At 66.2% G+C, this 13,913-nt stretch carries 11 protein-coding genes; 6 read left to right on the top strand and 5 right to left on the bottom strand.

Annotated features, from left to right (window positions below; genetic code table 11):
• Positions 1 to 6 precede the first annotated feature (6 nt).
• On the bottom strand, positions 7 to 690 hold the full coding sequence (locus tag C458_RS02585) for a carbohydrate-binding family 9-like protein (RefSeq protein WP_008572953.1): 684 nt from the start codon (positions 688 to 690) through the stop codon (positions 7 to 9).
• A gap of 154 nt (positions 691 to 844) precedes the next feature.
• Between C458_RS02585 and C458_RS02580 the strand changes: the two genes are divergently transcribed.
• From C458_RS02580 to C458_RS02570, 3 genes are all read left to right on the top strand, one after another.
• The gene (locus tag C458_RS02580; protein ID WP_333782704.1) at positions 845 to 2,029 is read left to right on the top strand and encodes an MFS transporter; all 1,185 of its coding nucleotides are present in this window, start codon (positions 845 to 847) and stop codon (positions 2,027 to 2,029) included.
• A gap of 138 nt (positions 2,030 to 2,167) precedes the next feature.
• Positions 2,168 to 3,202, top strand: coding sequence for a Gfo/Idh/MocA family protein (locus tag C458_RS02575; RefSeq protein ID WP_008572949.1), 1,035 nt, complete (start codon positions 2,168 to 2,170; stop codon positions 3,200 to 3,202).
• 78 nt (positions 3,203 to 3,280) lie between these two features.
• Positions 3,281 to 4,402: a Gfo/Idh/MocA family protein gene (locus tag C458_RS02570; protein ID WP_008572947.1), complete on the top strand. Its 1,122-nt coding sequence runs from the start codon at positions 3,281 to 3,283 to the stop codon at positions 4,400 to 4,402.
• A gap of 132 nt (positions 4,403 to 4,534) precedes the next feature.
• Here the strand turns inward: C458_RS02570 and C458_RS02565 are convergent, their stop codons facing one another.
• The gene (locus C458_RS02565) at positions 4,535 to 5,650 is read right to left on the bottom strand and encodes an ABC transporter ATP-binding protein (protein ID WP_008572946.1); all 1,116 of its coding nucleotides are present in this window, start codon (positions 5,648 to 5,650) and stop codon (positions 4,535 to 4,537) included.
• On the bottom strand, positions 5,647 to 6,708 hold the full coding sequence (locus C458_RS02560) for an ABC transporter ATP-binding protein (RefSeq protein WP_008572944.1): 1,062 nt from the start codon (positions 6,706 to 6,708) through the stop codon (positions 5,647 to 5,649). Before C458_RS02560 ends, C458_RS02565 begins: the two co-directional genes overlap by 4 nt.
• A 215-nt stretch (positions 6,709 to 6,923) precedes the next feature.
• Here C458_RS02560 and C458_RS02555 point away from each other — a divergent pair, with 215 nt between their 5' ends.
• The gene (locus C458_RS02555) at positions 6,924 to 7,142 is read left to right on the top strand and encodes a hypothetical protein (protein WP_008572942.1); all 219 of its coding nucleotides are present in this window, start codon (positions 6,924 to 6,926) and stop codon (positions 7,140 to 7,142) included.
• A 233-nt stretch (positions 7,143 to 7,375) separates the two neighbouring features.
• On the opposite strand, the gene C458_RS02550 is transcribed toward C458_RS02555, so the two are convergent.
• Positions 7,376 to 9,514: an ABC transporter permease subunit gene (locus C458_RS02550; protein ID WP_008572940.1), complete on the bottom strand. Its 2,139-nt coding sequence runs from the start codon at positions 9,512 to 9,514 to the stop codon at positions 7,376 to 7,378.
• Between the two features lie 206 nt (positions 9,515 to 9,720).
• Positions 9,721 to 11,814 carry an ABC transporter substrate-binding protein gene (locus tag C458_RS02545; protein ID WP_008572938.1) on the bottom strand — a complete coding sequence of 698 codons (2,094 nt, stop codon included), beginning with the start codon at positions 11,812 to 11,814 and terminating at the stop codon, positions 9,721 to 9,723.
• 162 nt (positions 11,815 to 11,976) lie between these two features.
• Here C458_RS02545 and C458_RS02540 point away from each other — a divergent pair, with 162 nt between their 5' ends.
• Together C458_RS02540 and C458_RS02535 are read left to right on the top strand one after the other, a co-directional pair.
• Positions 11,977 to 12,219, top strand: coding sequence for a hypothetical protein (locus tag C458_RS02540; protein WP_239638812.1), 243 nt, complete (start codon positions 11,977 to 11,979; stop codon positions 12,217 to 12,219).
• Between the two features lie 567 nt (positions 12,220 to 12,786).
• On the top strand, positions 12,787 to 13,851 hold the full coding sequence (locus C458_RS02535; protein ID WP_008572934.1) for a S9 family peptidase: 1,065 nt from the start codon (positions 12,787 to 12,789) through the stop codon (positions 13,849 to 13,851).
• The last annotated feature ends 62 nt before the right edge of the window (positions 13,852 to 13,913 follow it).

Here is a 13,913-nt window from a genome sequence, read left to right as displayed (position 1 = left end):
GATCGCTCACTCGAACTCGATGCGCCCGAAGAACGCAGGGGAGTGGTACGTCGGCTCCGGCAGCTCGATGCGGTTCCACGTCCCCTTCTGCGCGTCGGGAAGGCCGCTCCGGTAGAAGTTCCCGCGCCAGACCGCCCCCGAGTCGAGTTCGAGCGGGAGGCCGGTCAGCGACCGGAGCGTCGAAACCGGGAGCCGCGCCGCGAGCCACCACGAGTCGTCGTCCGGGGCCGCGGTCTTCGTCGGGCGGGGAACTGATGTCTCGACCTCGACGGCCGCCGCGTCGGTCGGTGCGACGAGGTCGCGGCCGATGTCGCGCTCGCGCCAGCTCGGCTCCTGCCACGCGAGTTTGAACGCGCCGCAGCAGTTCGCCTCGAAGTTGACGTACCGCCCCGGCGAGCCGTCGCCGGGCGGTTCTGGCGTGGCGAACAGTTCGACCGAACTGTCCTCGAACGTCGGCCCGTTCAACTCCGTCACGTCGGCGGTTATCTCGCCGTCCTCGACGTGGAACTGGAGGTAGAGCGCCGCCGGGTCGAACAGCGCCCTGACCGTCGTCTCCGGACCGGGTTCGTCGCCCCACGCGTACTCGTCCAGTCGGGCGACGCTCGCCCGCTCCCACACCGTCCCGTCGACCGCGCCGGTCAGCGGGACCGCTCTGTCCGCGTCGATACGGCTGACCTCGTAGGTTCGCATACGACTCACTCACTCGACCCGCCCCAAGAGCGTTCCGCCCGCCGCCTTCCGCCTCGCCAATCTTTATTGGGTGGTAGTGTCACACCCGGTCGTAGTGGGAGTCAATCAGCAGGCTCGACCAGCGAGTCGAGGGCAGCGGAGCGCACTCGCGCTCATCGGCGTCTCGCGCGTCGCGTGCGGGTCGCTTTTCGGCACGGCGATGGCGCTCTACATCGGCGGACAGGGGTCGCCGTTCGCGGTGAGCCTCGCGTACGCGGCGTTCTCCTTCGGACTGTTCGTGTTCGCCCCTGTCTGGGGCGCAATCGCCGACATCACGGGCCGCCGGCGGGCGATACTCGTCGGGACCGCGTTCCTCTCGACGCTCGCGGTCGCCCCGTTGACCGTCACCGCGTCGGTCCCGCTCCAAATCGCCTGTCGCGGGCTGTTCGCGGTGTTCACCGCCGGCTTCCAGTCGGTGATTCTGACCATCGTGAGCGAGTCGGGCGGCGAGTCCGGCCGCGGCCGCTCCATCGGCTTCTACAGCAGCGCCCGCTCCTCGGGAGCCATCAGCGGTCGGCTGTTCGTCGGCTATCTCGTCGGCGTGCTCGTCCCGACAGACCTCTATCTCGTCGTCGTCGGCCTCGGACTCGTGGCGACCCTCCTCACGCTCCGCATCAGCGACCCGACGCCGCCGTCGGAGGCGACGCTGACCGCGGGGCGACTCCTGCGGGAGGTCCGCGGCCGACTCCTCCCCGGCGGCGCGCGGCGAGAACTGTTCGAGCGGACCGGACTCGGCTGGCTGTACGTCGGTATCGTCCTCCGGAACATGACCGAGAAGGGGTTCATCTCGGTCGTTCCGGTGTTCCTCGTCGCCGACGTGGGCCTCTCGAACGTCGTCATGGGTGCCGTCCTCGCGGTCAGCCCCGCGGTCCGAGTGGTCTCGATGTACGGCTTCGGCCGCCTGAGCGACAGTATCGGGCGGAAGAAGCTCATCGTCGGCGGTCTCGCCGGCAGCGGCGTGCAGGCGCTCGTCGTGGTGCTCGCGCTCGTTCCCGACGGACAGTTGGCCCGCATCGGTATCAGCAGCACCGCCTTCTTCGTCCACGCGGTGACGTTCTCCATGCTCACCGTGGGCACCATCGCCTTCGTCGCCGACGTGGCCCCCGTCGACCGCGAGTCCGAACTGATGGGCCTTCGCTCGACCGCTCGCGGCCTCGGCGGCGTGCTCGGCCCGCTCGTCGTCGGCGTGCTCGCCACCCGGTTCGACTACGCCACGGCGTTCGTCTGCACCAGCGTCCTCGCGTTCGTCGCCGCCGGACTCGTCGGGCGGACGCTCACCGAGAGCTTCTCGCCCGAGTGAGGCCGCGCGACCGCACGACTGCGCGACCCCGACCCCCGCTCGTAAACGCTTATCACGCCGCCCGCTGACGTTCGAATCGATGACGCCCACAGTCACAGTCACAGTCTCAGTCACTCTCTCGTCCGACGGTGAGCGCCGATGACCGAGACGCCGGTTCGGGTCGGTATCGTCGGCTGTTCGAGCATGGGCCGGTCCCACGCCGAAGCGCTCGCCGCCGTCGACGGCGCGGACCTCGTCGGCTGCGCCGACCACACCGCGGAGACCGCTCGCTCGTTCGGTGAGACATACGGCTGTCCGTCGTACACCGACCACGCCGCCCTGTTAGCCGACGCCGACCTCGACGCCGTCTGCGTCTGCACGCCCAACGGTGCCCACCGCGACATCGTCGTCGACGCCGCGGCAGACGGCATCGACGTGCTCTGCGAGAAGCCGCTGGAAATCACGCCCGACCGTGTCGACGACATGGTCGCCGCCTGCCGCGATGCGGGCGTCACCCTCGCCTGTATCCTCCAGCGGCGGCTGTTCCCCACGATGCAGTTCGCCCGCGAGGTCGTCCGCGACGGTCGGCTCGGCCGACTCGTATTCGCCGACGTGCGGGTGAAGTGGCACCGCGACCCGTCGTACTACGACGAGTCTTCGTGGCACGGGAGCGCGGACCTCGACGGCGGCGTCTTGTTCACGCAGGCGCTCCACGGCATCGACCTGCTCCAGTGGGTTGCGGGCGACGTGTCACGGGTCGCGGGCACTGGCGACGCCCTGTACCACGACATCGACGCGCCCGACACGGCGGCGCTCTCGCTCCGGTTCGAAGACGGCGCGCTCGGGCAGGTGTCGGCGACGACGGCGACGCGGCCCCAACAGGCCATCAGCCTCGAATTCAACGGGACGGAGGGGACGCTCCGCGTCACCGAGACTGGCGTCGAACTGTTCGAAGTGAACGGGGAGCAACAGCCCGCTGAACTCCCCGAACCTCGCCCCGACGGCCCGCACGTCGCCCAGATACGCGACTTCGTCGCGGCCGTCTCCGAGGGGCGACCGCCGATGGTCTCTCCCGCTGAGGCCAGAAAAGGACTGGACATCGTCTTCGCCGCCGAGGCATCGGACAGCCGCGGCGAGTGGGTGTCGGTGTCGTCTGTCGGCGGCCTCGGCAACCTCGAAGACGCGGACGACTGAGCGCGCTGCCCTGACCGACGATCCCTTCGCGCCCGCGCCCGGCAACAGCTATTTGAGCCTCTCCCGCGTCGCCCCGGTATGGAGCGCGTGACTCTCGGTATCATCGGTTGCGGAGCCATCAGCGACGTCTACTTCGAGGCGGGGAACCGCTTCGACGCCCTCGACGTCATCGCCTGCGCCGACCTCGACGCGGACCGTGCGGAATCGAAAGCAGAAGAGTACGGCGTGCCTCGCGTCCTCCCGACGGAGGACCTGCTCACCGACCCCGAAATCGACGTGGCGGTCGTGCTCACGCCGGCGGGAACCCACGGCGACCTCGTGTCTGCGGCCCTTCAGGCGGGCACGCACGCCTACACGGAAAAACCGCTCGCGGCGACGAAGGCCGAAGGCGAGACGATTCTGGAGACCGCCGCCGAGCGCGGACTGACCGTCGGCGTCGCGCCCGACACCGTCCTCGGAACCGGCATCCAGACCTGCCGCGACCTCATCGACGAGGGCCGCATCGGCGACCCAGTCGGCGCGACGGCGCTCTGGTCGAACCACGGTCACGAGCACTGGCACCCGGACCCCGACGGATTTTACAAGGACGGCGGCGGCCCGCTTTTCGACATGGGGCCGTACTACCTCGCGTCGCTCGTGACGCTCCTCGGCCCGATTCGGTCGGTCGCCGGGACCGCGAACACCCCGTTCGAAGAGCGCGAGATAACGAGCGAACCGCGCCGCGGCGAGCGGATTCCGGTGTCGGTGCCGACCCACGAGACGGCCGTCGTGACCTTCGAAAACGGCGCGACGGGGACGCTCCTCACGAGTTTCGACGTGTGGGAGTCGGAACTGCCGGGGTTCGAGATTTACGGTACCGAGGGGACGCTGAGCGTCACCGACCCCAACCGGTTCGACGGGACCCCCCGCGTCCACCTCAGCGACGACGCCGACGGCGAGTGGCGCGAGGTTCCCGTCGAGCGCGACCACCCCGGCCAACAGCGCGGTCTCGGCCTCGTCGACCTCGCGTACTCGCTTCGCTCCGACTGGGCCCACCGGACCAGCGGCGACCTCGGGTTTCACGTCCTCGAAGCGATGGATGGCATCCGCGAGTCCGCCGAGGAGGGCGCGTACGTCGAACTCTCGGCGCAGTGCGAGCGTCCGCCGTCGGTCCCCGACGGCTTCCCGACTGATGTCGGTCCGGCGGGCGACGCGGAGTGAACTCGGGAGTGAGCGCAGGCATCGGTGCGGGAGCGAAAACGGCAGTACGGGAGCGAAAACAGATGTCGATGCCGGCGGCGGTGTCGTCGTTGGTGCCGTCGTCCGAACGGCGGTTCCAATCGGGGTTTTTGCTCAGTCGGCCGGCTGTTCCGCGTCGTCTGCGACGTCGATGTCGAGGTCGTCGGTGAGCGGTTCGCTGTTCCGGTAGTCGATGCTGTCGTGGGCGTCGAAGCAGGCCGCCTCGTGGCGGTCCGACGGGCCGCTCATGCCGGCGAGGTCGGGCGTGTTCGACGTGCAGTACTCCCGCGCCTCGGGACAGCGGGTGTGGAACCGACAGCCGCTCGGCGGGTTCTCCGGGTCCGGGATGTCGATTTTCCTGACCGGCGGCGTCTCGATGGGGTCGTTTATCTCCGAGAGGCCGGAGGTCGCCCACAGGAGGCTCTTGGTGTACGGATGCTGGGGGTTCTTGATAATCTCGTCCGCCGGGCCGATTTCGACGATGCGGCCGAGGTACATGACGGCGATGCGGCCGTCGGCGCGGCCGGCGAGGTACCGGGCGTTCGCCATGTTGTGCGAGATGAAGACGAACGAGGTGCTGAACATCTCCTGGAGTTCGAGAAGCAGGTCCATCAGGTTCACCCGGAGGCTCACGTCGAGGGCGCTCACGGCCTCGTCGGCGAGGATGAGGTCCGGTTCGAGCAGCATCGACCGGACGATGACGGTCCGCTGGGCCTCCCCGCCGCTCAGTTGGTGGGGATACCGAGACGCGTAGTCGTCCGCGGGGGTGAGCCCGACCGTATCGAGCATCTGGTGGACGAGTTCCCGCCGTTCGACGAGGTTGAGTTCCGGCCGCCACTTCTTCAGCGCCGGGTTGAGGTTCTTGAATATCGTCCGGTTGGGGTCCAGCGAGTTGCCGGCGTCCTGGTGGACCATCTGGAGCGACTTCCGAATCTCCTTGTACGGGATGTCGCCGGGTTCGAGGTCGGACTTCCAGATGTCCTGTCCGCGGAAGCGGACCGTTCCCGAGGTGGGCCGTTGGAGGCCGATCATGGCCTTTCCGAGCGTCGTCTTGCCGCAGCCGGACTCGCCGACGAGCGCGACCACGTCGTTCTCGCCGATGTCGAGCGAGACGTTGTCGACGGCGCGGACGACGCCCTTGTCGTCACCGAGGAAGCGGTCGAGGATGCCCTCGTTGCCGCCGAAGTGGACACTCAGGTCGTCGACACGGAGCAGGGGGTCGGCGCTCATTTCGAGACCTCCTTCTTAAGGGGAATCGTCTCGCGGGCCTCGTCCGTGTAGAAGCACGCGGCCCCGTGGTCGTCGGACACTTCCATGAGGCCCGGGTTCGTCGCCCGGCACTGCTCGTCGGCGAGCGGGCATCGGGTGTGGTACGAACAGCCCTTCGGGACGTTCAACGGGTCCGGACTCGTCCCCTCGATGGACGCCATCTCGTCGAGGTCGGCGTCGATGTCGGGTATCGAGTTGAGTAGCTCCCGCGTGTAGGGATGGGCGGGGTCCATGACGATATCCTGCACCGGGCCGAGTTCCAGCAGTTCGAAGGCGTACATCACCGCGAGGCGGTCGGAGATGCGCGCGACGTGGCTCAGGTCGTGCGTCACGATGACGATGGTGAGGTCGTACTCGGCTTTCAGCTCCGAGAGGAGCTTCAGAATCGACTGCTGCATCAGCAGGTCGAGCGCGGCGGTCGGCTCGTCCATCACGAGCACGTCGGGGTCGAGGATGAGGCTCAGCGCGATGAGCGCGCGCTGTTTCATCCCGCCCGAAAGCTCGTGGGGGTAGGCGTCGAGGACGCGGTCGGGTTCGAGGTGTACGTCGGAGATGAGCTGTCGGGCGCGCTCCATCCCCTCCTGAATGTCGTAGTCGTGCGCTCGGAGCGTCTCGACGAAGTGGTCGCCGATGCTGAGCGTCGGGTTAAACGAATCGAGCGCTCCCTGTACGACCATCGAGACCCGTTCCCAGCGGAACCGACGAAGCTCCTCTTTGCTCAGCTCGTTGACCTTGATTGGCTCGCCGCCCTCCGGCGGGTTGAACACCACGTCGCCGGTGAGCGTCCCCGGCGAGTCGATGGCGTCGAGCATGGAGTCCGCCAGCATCGACTTGCCGGAGCCGGACTCGCCGACGACGCCGAGCACCTCGCCGCGGCGGACGTTTATCGACACGTCGTCGAGGACCCGCGCGTCCCCGCGCTCCATCGCGAACGCGACGCTCGCGTTCGTTATCTCTAAGACGTTGTGCTCGGCCGACGGCTCGTCCCGCGTCTTCCGTTTGGTGTGTTGTGTCGCCATGGTCAGTCCCTCTCGTCGGTTCGTACGGCGGGCGAGCGACCCCGCCCGTTACGCGTGCCTATCGTCAACATATGACCGTCGTGGGAATCTATCACGTTCAATCCTACTTAACACTTTCCGCCGGCGCAGTCGTCGCGTGCCGATTCCGCGGTCTTCGGGCAGTTCGACCGGCGATACCGGCAAACTATAAGTTCGTCCGCGATGTCCGTGCTGACATGGCGCAAGCGCAGACGCGACAGAACGTCCTGTGGACAGTTCGCTCCAAATTCGGCGGTATCACCTCGGCGGTGGTTCTCTTCGGCGCGCTGCTGATTCTCTTGGGTGCCGCCCTTCAGACCGGCGTCTGGGCGGGGATGTTCGGAATAATCGGCGGATTGCTGGTGTTCGTGGCCGTCGCGTTCCGGGTCCTTATCTGGGTGTACCGGCTGCTCTGATCACATCATGGTGAACCCGTAGTACACCCCGACGAGCAGGAGTACGAGTATCACGAGGCCGAGCAGGTACCGCGTCGTATTTCCTTCTTTCTCCACTTTCATGGTTGAAACCCGTTTGATAGGTCGATAGCGCGTGTGTTAACCTTTTCCCTGCTATCGGGTGGCACGGGTGCGCTCGGCGCGAAACGACCGAAAAAACAGCGACGCGAAACCGACCGACTGGGGCGTGCTCGTCAGTCCGCAGCGGACGCGGCACCGTCGCCGCCTTCCGAGCCGCCGCGACCGCCTTCCATGTCGTCGGTCGAGACGGTGGCCGCGTGGCGGGCGCGTAGACGGGGGTTGAACAGTCGGTCCGTCCCCTGCGCGAACAGTTGGAGGCCGTACGTCATCGTGACGATGAACAGTATCGGCGCGAGCAGCCAGTGGAAGCGGTCCATGCCGGACAGCGCGCCGCCGTTGCGGGCGATGTTGAGAATGACGCCCCAGTTGCTCGTCGTGAACGGCAGCACGCCGATGAAGTACAGGCCGACGGACTCCATCAGGATGTTCCGCATCGACCCGACCGTTCCCATCGTCAGCATCGGCATGAGCCGGGACATGACGTTCTTCGAGAGGATGCTCGACGTGGGCAGTCCGAGCACCCGCGAGGCCTCGACGTGGGACTCACCGCGGATGGTGAGCACCTGCGACCGGAGCTGTCGGGCCAACCGCGGCCAGTTGTCGATTGCCAGCACGAACCCGACGAACACCGGACTCTTCGGTTCGAGAATCACCGCGAGGACGATGACGAGCGCCAGTCCGGGGATGTTCATCATCACGTCCGTCACCGTCATGAGCACCTTGTCGATGACGCCGCCGAGGTAGCCGGACGTGACGCCGAAGAAGATGGCGAGCCCCAGCGTGAACATGGCTCCCGACAGCATCATGATGAGCATCGGGCGGGTCGCGAGCACCTGCTGTGCGAGGAGGTCGCGGCCGATGTCGTCGGTGCCGAGCGGGTAGCGCATGTTCTCCAGCGGTTGCAGGAGAATCGGCCCCTGCATCGGCCTGACCTCGGGGACGATGTACGGCCCGAACAGCCCGAGGAACCCGAAGACGCCGAGGATTATCGCGCCGACCCGCGCCCGCGGCGAGGTCCAGATGATGCGGAACGGGGTCAGGAGGCTCTGGTCGATTCGCTCTCTGATGTACTCGCCGCGCGAGAAGTCGGAGCTATCGACGTCGAAGCTCATCGCGCCGCTCGCCGAGATGCGGTTTCCTTCGATGCGGTCGTCGATGGTCTCGGTCTCGGTCTCGGTCTCGTCCGCGCCGCCGCCCCGCAGGCGGTTGAGGAAGCGCTGGAGGCGCTCGCGGTACGACCGCGAGAAGGACTCGCGCTGGGTGTGGCCGGCGCGCGGGTCGATGAAGCCGTAGGTGAAGTCGGCGATGAGCAGGCCGACGACGGTGACGATGGTAAAGAGGATGACCGCTGCCATGACCGTCGTGTAGTCCCGCGCCATCGTGGCCTCGTAGAAGTAAAAGCCCATGCCGCGGTAGCGGAATATCTGCTCCATGATGACCGACCCGCCGAACAGGCTGGCGAGGCCGGCCATGAGGCCCGTGTACATCGGTAGCATCGAGTTCCAGCCGATGTAGCGCAGTTGAATCCTGCTGTCGGGCAGTCCCCTGAGTTCCGCCACGTCGACGTAGTCCTCGCCGATGATGCGGGTACAGTGCGCCCGGAATTCGAGGCCGCCCCACGAGGTCAGCGCGAACGACATGATGGGGAGCGCCGCGTGTCGCAGCACGCTGGCCATGAACTCGACGTTGAAGCCGGGCGTGAGCGCGTTATCGTACCGGCCGCCGTTGGGGAAGAACTCGGTGCCGAACCCGAGCATGAACAGCAGCACGAGGCCGACGATGTAGTACGGGACGGCGTCGGAGAAGATGACGAAGTAGCTCCCCACGATGTCCCAGGCGTCTCCCTCGTGGACGGCGAGGAAGCCGCCGATGAGAAACACCATGATAGTGCCGATGACGAGGGCGAAAAGCGAGACGAACATCGTCCACGGGATTGCCGGCCCGAGCACGTCCCAGACCGGTTGCGCGTAGAAGATAGACCGTCCGAAGTCAAACTGTGCGACCGATACGATGTATTCGACGTACGCTTGCAGCATCGGCTTGTCCGGGTTGACGTTCGAGTACATCTCGACCATCTGGTTGAGACGAGTCGACGAAACCGCCCCTCCGGACCGCTGTCTAATCTGCGCGGCGATGTAGTCCATCGGCCCGCCCGGTATGAGCCGAACCGTCGCGAACGAGAACGTGATCGCCGCCCAGACCGTTACCAGGGCCTGCGCTATCCGGCGCACGTAGTAATTTTTCTCGACCATCCTTGCTAGTTGTTAGCTCTCATGTGTGTACTTAATCATTATGAACGGGGCTACTTTCGACCGCACTCGACCGAACCGACCTCGCCGTCGTCGCGCCCGGAGGCGAATATCTCGGCCGCCGGACGGGGAGTTCACCGCATGGCTGATACGAGTGACTGTTTCGGTGAGACGACGGGTTCTGGTTCAGGTGGCGGCGCTCGGCGCGGTCACTGCCCTCCCGCCGGGTGGAAGTACTCGGTTCCCATCTTGGCCATGTACTGGCAGTAGGAGTACTGGCCGATTTCGACGATTTCGTAGCGGTACGCCGGGTTCAGATTGTCGTTCGGCGGCTTCGTCGCCCAGTTGTCGTGGTTCAGCCAGTAGCCACCGGTGCCGCCCTCCTCGTTGATGAGCATCATCGGCAACGACTGGTTGAATATCCACGAGACTTCGGCGACTTTCTGTCTGCGCTCGTCGTCCGACATCTGCGTCCGAAGCTCGTTGAGTTTGTCGATGACGTCGACCTCTTGGAGGTCGCCGCTCGGGTCACCGATGGGGTACGGCACCTCGACCACGCGGTCCATCGCCCAGTTGTCGTTGGTCGGCAGCGGCTGTCCGGACAGCGACTCCTGTACCCTGAACGAGTTCGAGAAGCCGAGGAACGGCGGACCGGACTTCGCGCCGCCCCAGTTGTCGAACAGCAGCTCCCAGTCACCGGACTCCATCGTCTTGCCGGCGCGGATGGTCGCCTCCTGTGCGGTCACTTCGGTCTGGAGTCCGAAGTCGTCGAGGTAGGTCTTCGCGATTTGGGCGAACCGCAGGGCCATCGGCTCCTCGTCGGAGGTCGCGGTGTAGAACCGCAGGGTGACGTTCTCGCCGCTGGAGTCCTTCCAGCGGTTGCCCGGCTTCGTGAAGCCGGCGGCTTCGAGGAGTTCGGTCGCCCGCTGTTCGTCCACGTCGCTCTCCGTGTGTGCGTACCGTTCGAGCTCCGCGAGGTCCCCGCTCGGCCAGTTCGAGTTCCCGCCGAACCAGGGCACTTCCTTGTCCTGCCCGATGCCGGACGGAATGCGGTCTTCGACCCAGTAGGTGCCGTAGTCAGGGACCCACTCGACGAGCGGCTTCCGGGGGACGATGTGGTGAATAGCCTTCCGGACGCGCGGGTCGCCGGTGATGTCGCTCTGACAGTTGAGCAGGACGCCCATCGCCCCGCTGCGCATCTGCGGCGTAATCTGGTCCTCGGAGAGGCTGTCGGCCGGCCCCCAGCCGTTTTCCTTGAGTCGGTCCCGAGCGGACTGCGACTCCGGCGGGTAGCTCACGTCGATGACGCCCTCCTGCATCGCCTTGGTCCGCTGTTGTTGGTTCGGGTAGCGGTGCCAGTCGAGGTTGTAGTCTATCATGTCGCCCGTGATTTCGCCGCTCGACCACTCGGCGTCGCTGAAGGGGCTGACGTAGTCGTCGTAGGGTTCGAAGTGCGCGACGTTCTCCTCCCCGCTGACGAACTCCCAGACGGAGTTCCCCGGCACGTTCGCGTTGTCCCAAACGTCCTGCTGAATCGCCTGCATCATCTCCTGTTGGGCGGAGGTTCGCTCCGATTCGGTGGTGGCGTCGTCGAACATCTCGGCGTACTGCCCCCAGATGTCCCGGTGCGCCCAGAGCCACGCCCGGCGCTTCATGTGACCGAACTCGAATATCTCCCGGCTGATACCGGGCTCGACGAGGTCGAAGGTGAGTTCGTACTTCCCGGTCTGCTCTACGTTCTCGTACAGGGGCTGTGCGCCGTAGCCCTTGTGGACGGTCTGCATCAGCTGACCGATTTTGAGCTGTGTCGTCACGTCCTCCGCCGTCAGGTCGTCGCCGTTGTGCCACGTGTAGGTGTCGCGGATGTTCCACGTGACCTGCCCGTTGTCGGCGTACTCCCAGTCCTTGACGACCATCCCTTTCGTCTTGTTCGACACCTTGTCGTGGACGGCCAACTGGTCGAACATCGCCCAGTACCACCGGAACGAGAAGTTCGCGGCGTTGCCGTACGGGTTGAACCGGGCGTTCGTCGGTGCGAGCGAGATGATGTGGTTGAGCGTCCGCCCCGACGACTGGCCGCTCGACTCGCCGTCGGTCGTCGTGCTTCCACCGCCACCGCCCTCGTTTTCGAGGGGCGTCGGCGTGTCTTCGTTCCCGCCCTGACTACACCCGGCCAGCGCGGCGGCCCCGGCCGTGGCACCGAAGGCGTTTCGAAGCAGACGGCGGCGCGTCTGTGACGACGCGTCTTCCCATTCATCGTCGCTGATCCACTTGTCGGACTCAGCGCTGCTTTGCGAATCCATCACACAGTACTCATTACGACTATTCTATATATACCCATCGATAATGCTGATTATTTAATGACATTAAGTTTGACTGCGCGGACGCGCTTGCGACTCTGGACGGCCGAACCGCGAGATGGTGGCCCCAAAGGACTATTATCCCGTTTTGCGAAATCGCCGGTAATGGGAACCTCAGAACGGTCGTACTTCAAGTGTTGGATCTGCCGAAAGAAGATGCTGTGGACCAGCGTGCTCTCGTTCACGCTCCTCATCGTCGTGCTCGGACTCCTCGCGATGACGGGCATCGAGCGCGGGACCGCCTCGTACGTCGTCCTCATGATGGACTTCGCCCTCGCCGGCGTGCTTCTCGTGACCGTCGGCGTCGTCTTCTGGCGGTGCGGCTACCTGAGCGACGCACTCGACTGACCGACTGACTCTCGGCCCGGTCTCGTCCGGTCTGGCCCGTTCCGTTTCGGTCCGTCCCGGCCGGTCTCGGTTTCTTTCTCGCCCTCGCTCTCGACTCGCGTCGCCACCGTTCTTCAGACTACAATGCCCTGTTCTCCATACCACACTGACATTTCTGTCGCTATCCCTCCGCTGTCTGTTGATCTCGGCGTCGAGTTCACCTCCGAGACGGCCGTTTTTGTTCGCGTACGGGGAACTCAGACCCGTCGTCCGAGCGGGCGTCCTCCCCGAACCGACGCTCTGTCAGCGCCCCGTGTCCGAGAATCCCCGCTCTCAGGACTCTTATCGGCAGAACTACGTTCGGTGGGCGTCTGTCGCTTGCCGTGACGCCGCTACAACCGTAATGCTCGTTTCCCCGCGTTCTGCTCGTTCCGTTACCCGCCAGATATGACCGAATACGGGTCGTAGACGGCCTCAGATACGAGCTATCGCTTCTCTCTGCTCTGTTCGCCTACGGGGAACGATTCGCCCCGTTTACGGCGTCGACACGCACTTGTGAGCCCGTCGCGTTCGTCGGAACGACACCGAATGACCGGCTTCGACTACGACGACTGGTTCGACGGCGTCCTCCGAGCGAGCGACGGGAGCGACGGTTCGGTCGCGTCCGCGGGCGCCCCCGGCCGGGCGTTCGCGGCGTGGCAGGCGTCGTTCCGCGGCGAACTGCGCGATGTACTCGGATTCCCGGCGATGCGTGACCGCGCCGTCGAGGGCATCGACCCGAGGCGACGGGAGCGCTCGGGAGCGACGGTTCAACACCGGCGTTACGAGCGACAGACGTGGAGCGTCCGCACGGAACGGGGGTTCCGAGTCCCGTTCTATCTGCTCGTCCCCGACTCGGTGGACCCGCCGTATCCCGTCGTCGTCGCGCTTCACGGCCACACCGAATACGGCAAGGACCTCGCCGCCGGTGTCGCAGATGGCGAGGCGGCCCGCCGTCACATCACCGACGACCGCCGGGACATCGCGCGGCAGGCGGTTCGCCGTGGCTTCGCCGTCGTCGCCCCCGACATGCGCGCCTTCGGTGAGCTAGCCCCCGACGCGGCCGACGAATCGAACGCGTCCGACGCCGTCAGCGCGTGTACGTACTGGCAGAAGCGCGCCCAACTCGTCGGCCGGTCGCTCGTCGGCGAGCGCGTCTGGGACGTGTGCCGGCTGGTCGACTTCGTCGCGGACCACCCGCCCCTCGACGCGGAGCGATTGGCCGTCTGCGGCCACTCCGGCGGCGGAACCGTCGCGCTCCTCGCGGGCGCGCTCGACGAGCGACTCGGGTGCGTCGTCGCCTGCGCGTCGGTCTGTCCGTTCGAGGACTCCATCGTCCCCATCGACCACTGCCCGTGCAACTACGTCCCCGGCCTCCGACGCCTCGGCGAGGTGTGGGACATCGCCGGCCTCGTCGCTCCGCGGCCGCTCCGCGTCGTCGCTGGCGACGCCGACCCAATTTTCCCGATTGCCGGAACGAGACGCGCGTTCGACCGCATCCGCGAGCGGTACTGCGCCGCGGACGCCGACGGCGAGTGCAGTCTCTACGTCGGCGACGGCGGCCACCGCTTTTTCGAGGCCGGCGCGTGGCCCTTCCTGCGCGACCGGCTCTGAGGCGACCTGCCGTCTTCCTCCCATCGGGCGACCGGCCGTACTGCGCCGTGGTACACCGGCAC

Source organism: Haloferax sp. ATCC BAA-644, from assembly GCF_000336975.1.
In the GTDB taxonomy this organism is placed as follows: Archaea; Halobacteriota; Halobacteria; order Halobacteriales; family Haloferacaceae; genus Haloferax; species Haloferax volcanii.
The sequence above is the reverse complement of the archived record's forward strand: the minus strand, read 5'-3'. Positions and strand labels throughout refer to the sequence as shown.

Excerpts from the sequence above, each read along its gene's own strand:
- C458_RS02575 (WP_008572949.1), top strand. The coding sequence starts at position 2,168 with ATGACCGAGACGCCGGTTCGGGTCGGTATCGTCGGCTGTTCGAGCATG.
- C458_RS02570 (WP_008572947.1), top strand. The coding sequence starts at position 3,281 with ATGGAGCGCGTGACTCTCGGTATCATCGGTTGCGGAGCCATCAGCGAC.
- C458_RS02565 (WP_008572946.1), bottom strand. The coding sequence starts at position 5,650 with ATGAGCGCCGACCCCCTGCTCCGTGTCGACGACCTGAGTGTCCACTTC.
- C458_RS02550 (WP_008572940.1), bottom strand. The coding sequence starts at position 9,514 with ATGGTCGAGAAAAATTACTACGTGCGCCGGATAGCGCAGGCCCTGGTA.
- C458_RS02535 (WP_008572934.1), top strand. The coding sequence starts at position 12,787 with ATGACCGGCTTCGACTACGACGACTGGTTCGACGGCGTCCTCCGAGCG.
- C458_RS02545 (WP_008572938.1), bottom strand. The coding sequence starts at position 11,814 with ATGGATTCGCAAAGCAGCGCTGAGTCCGACAAGTGGATCAGCGACGAT.
- C458_RS02540 (WP_239638812.1), top strand. The coding sequence starts at position 11,977 with ATGGGAACCTCAGAACGGTCGTACTTCAAGTGTTGGATCTGCCGAAAG.
- C458_RS02585 (WP_008572953.1), bottom strand. The coding sequence starts at position 690 with ATGCGAACCTACGAGGTCAGCCGTATCGACGCGGACAGAGCGGTCCCG.
- C458_RS02560 (WP_008572944.1), bottom strand. The coding sequence starts at position 6,708 with ATGGCGACACAACACACCAAACGGAAGACGCGGGACGAGCCGTCGGCC.
- C458_RS02555 (WP_008572942.1), top strand. The coding sequence starts at position 6,924 with ATGGCGCAAGCGCAGACGCGACAGAACGTCCTGTGGACAGTTCGCTCC.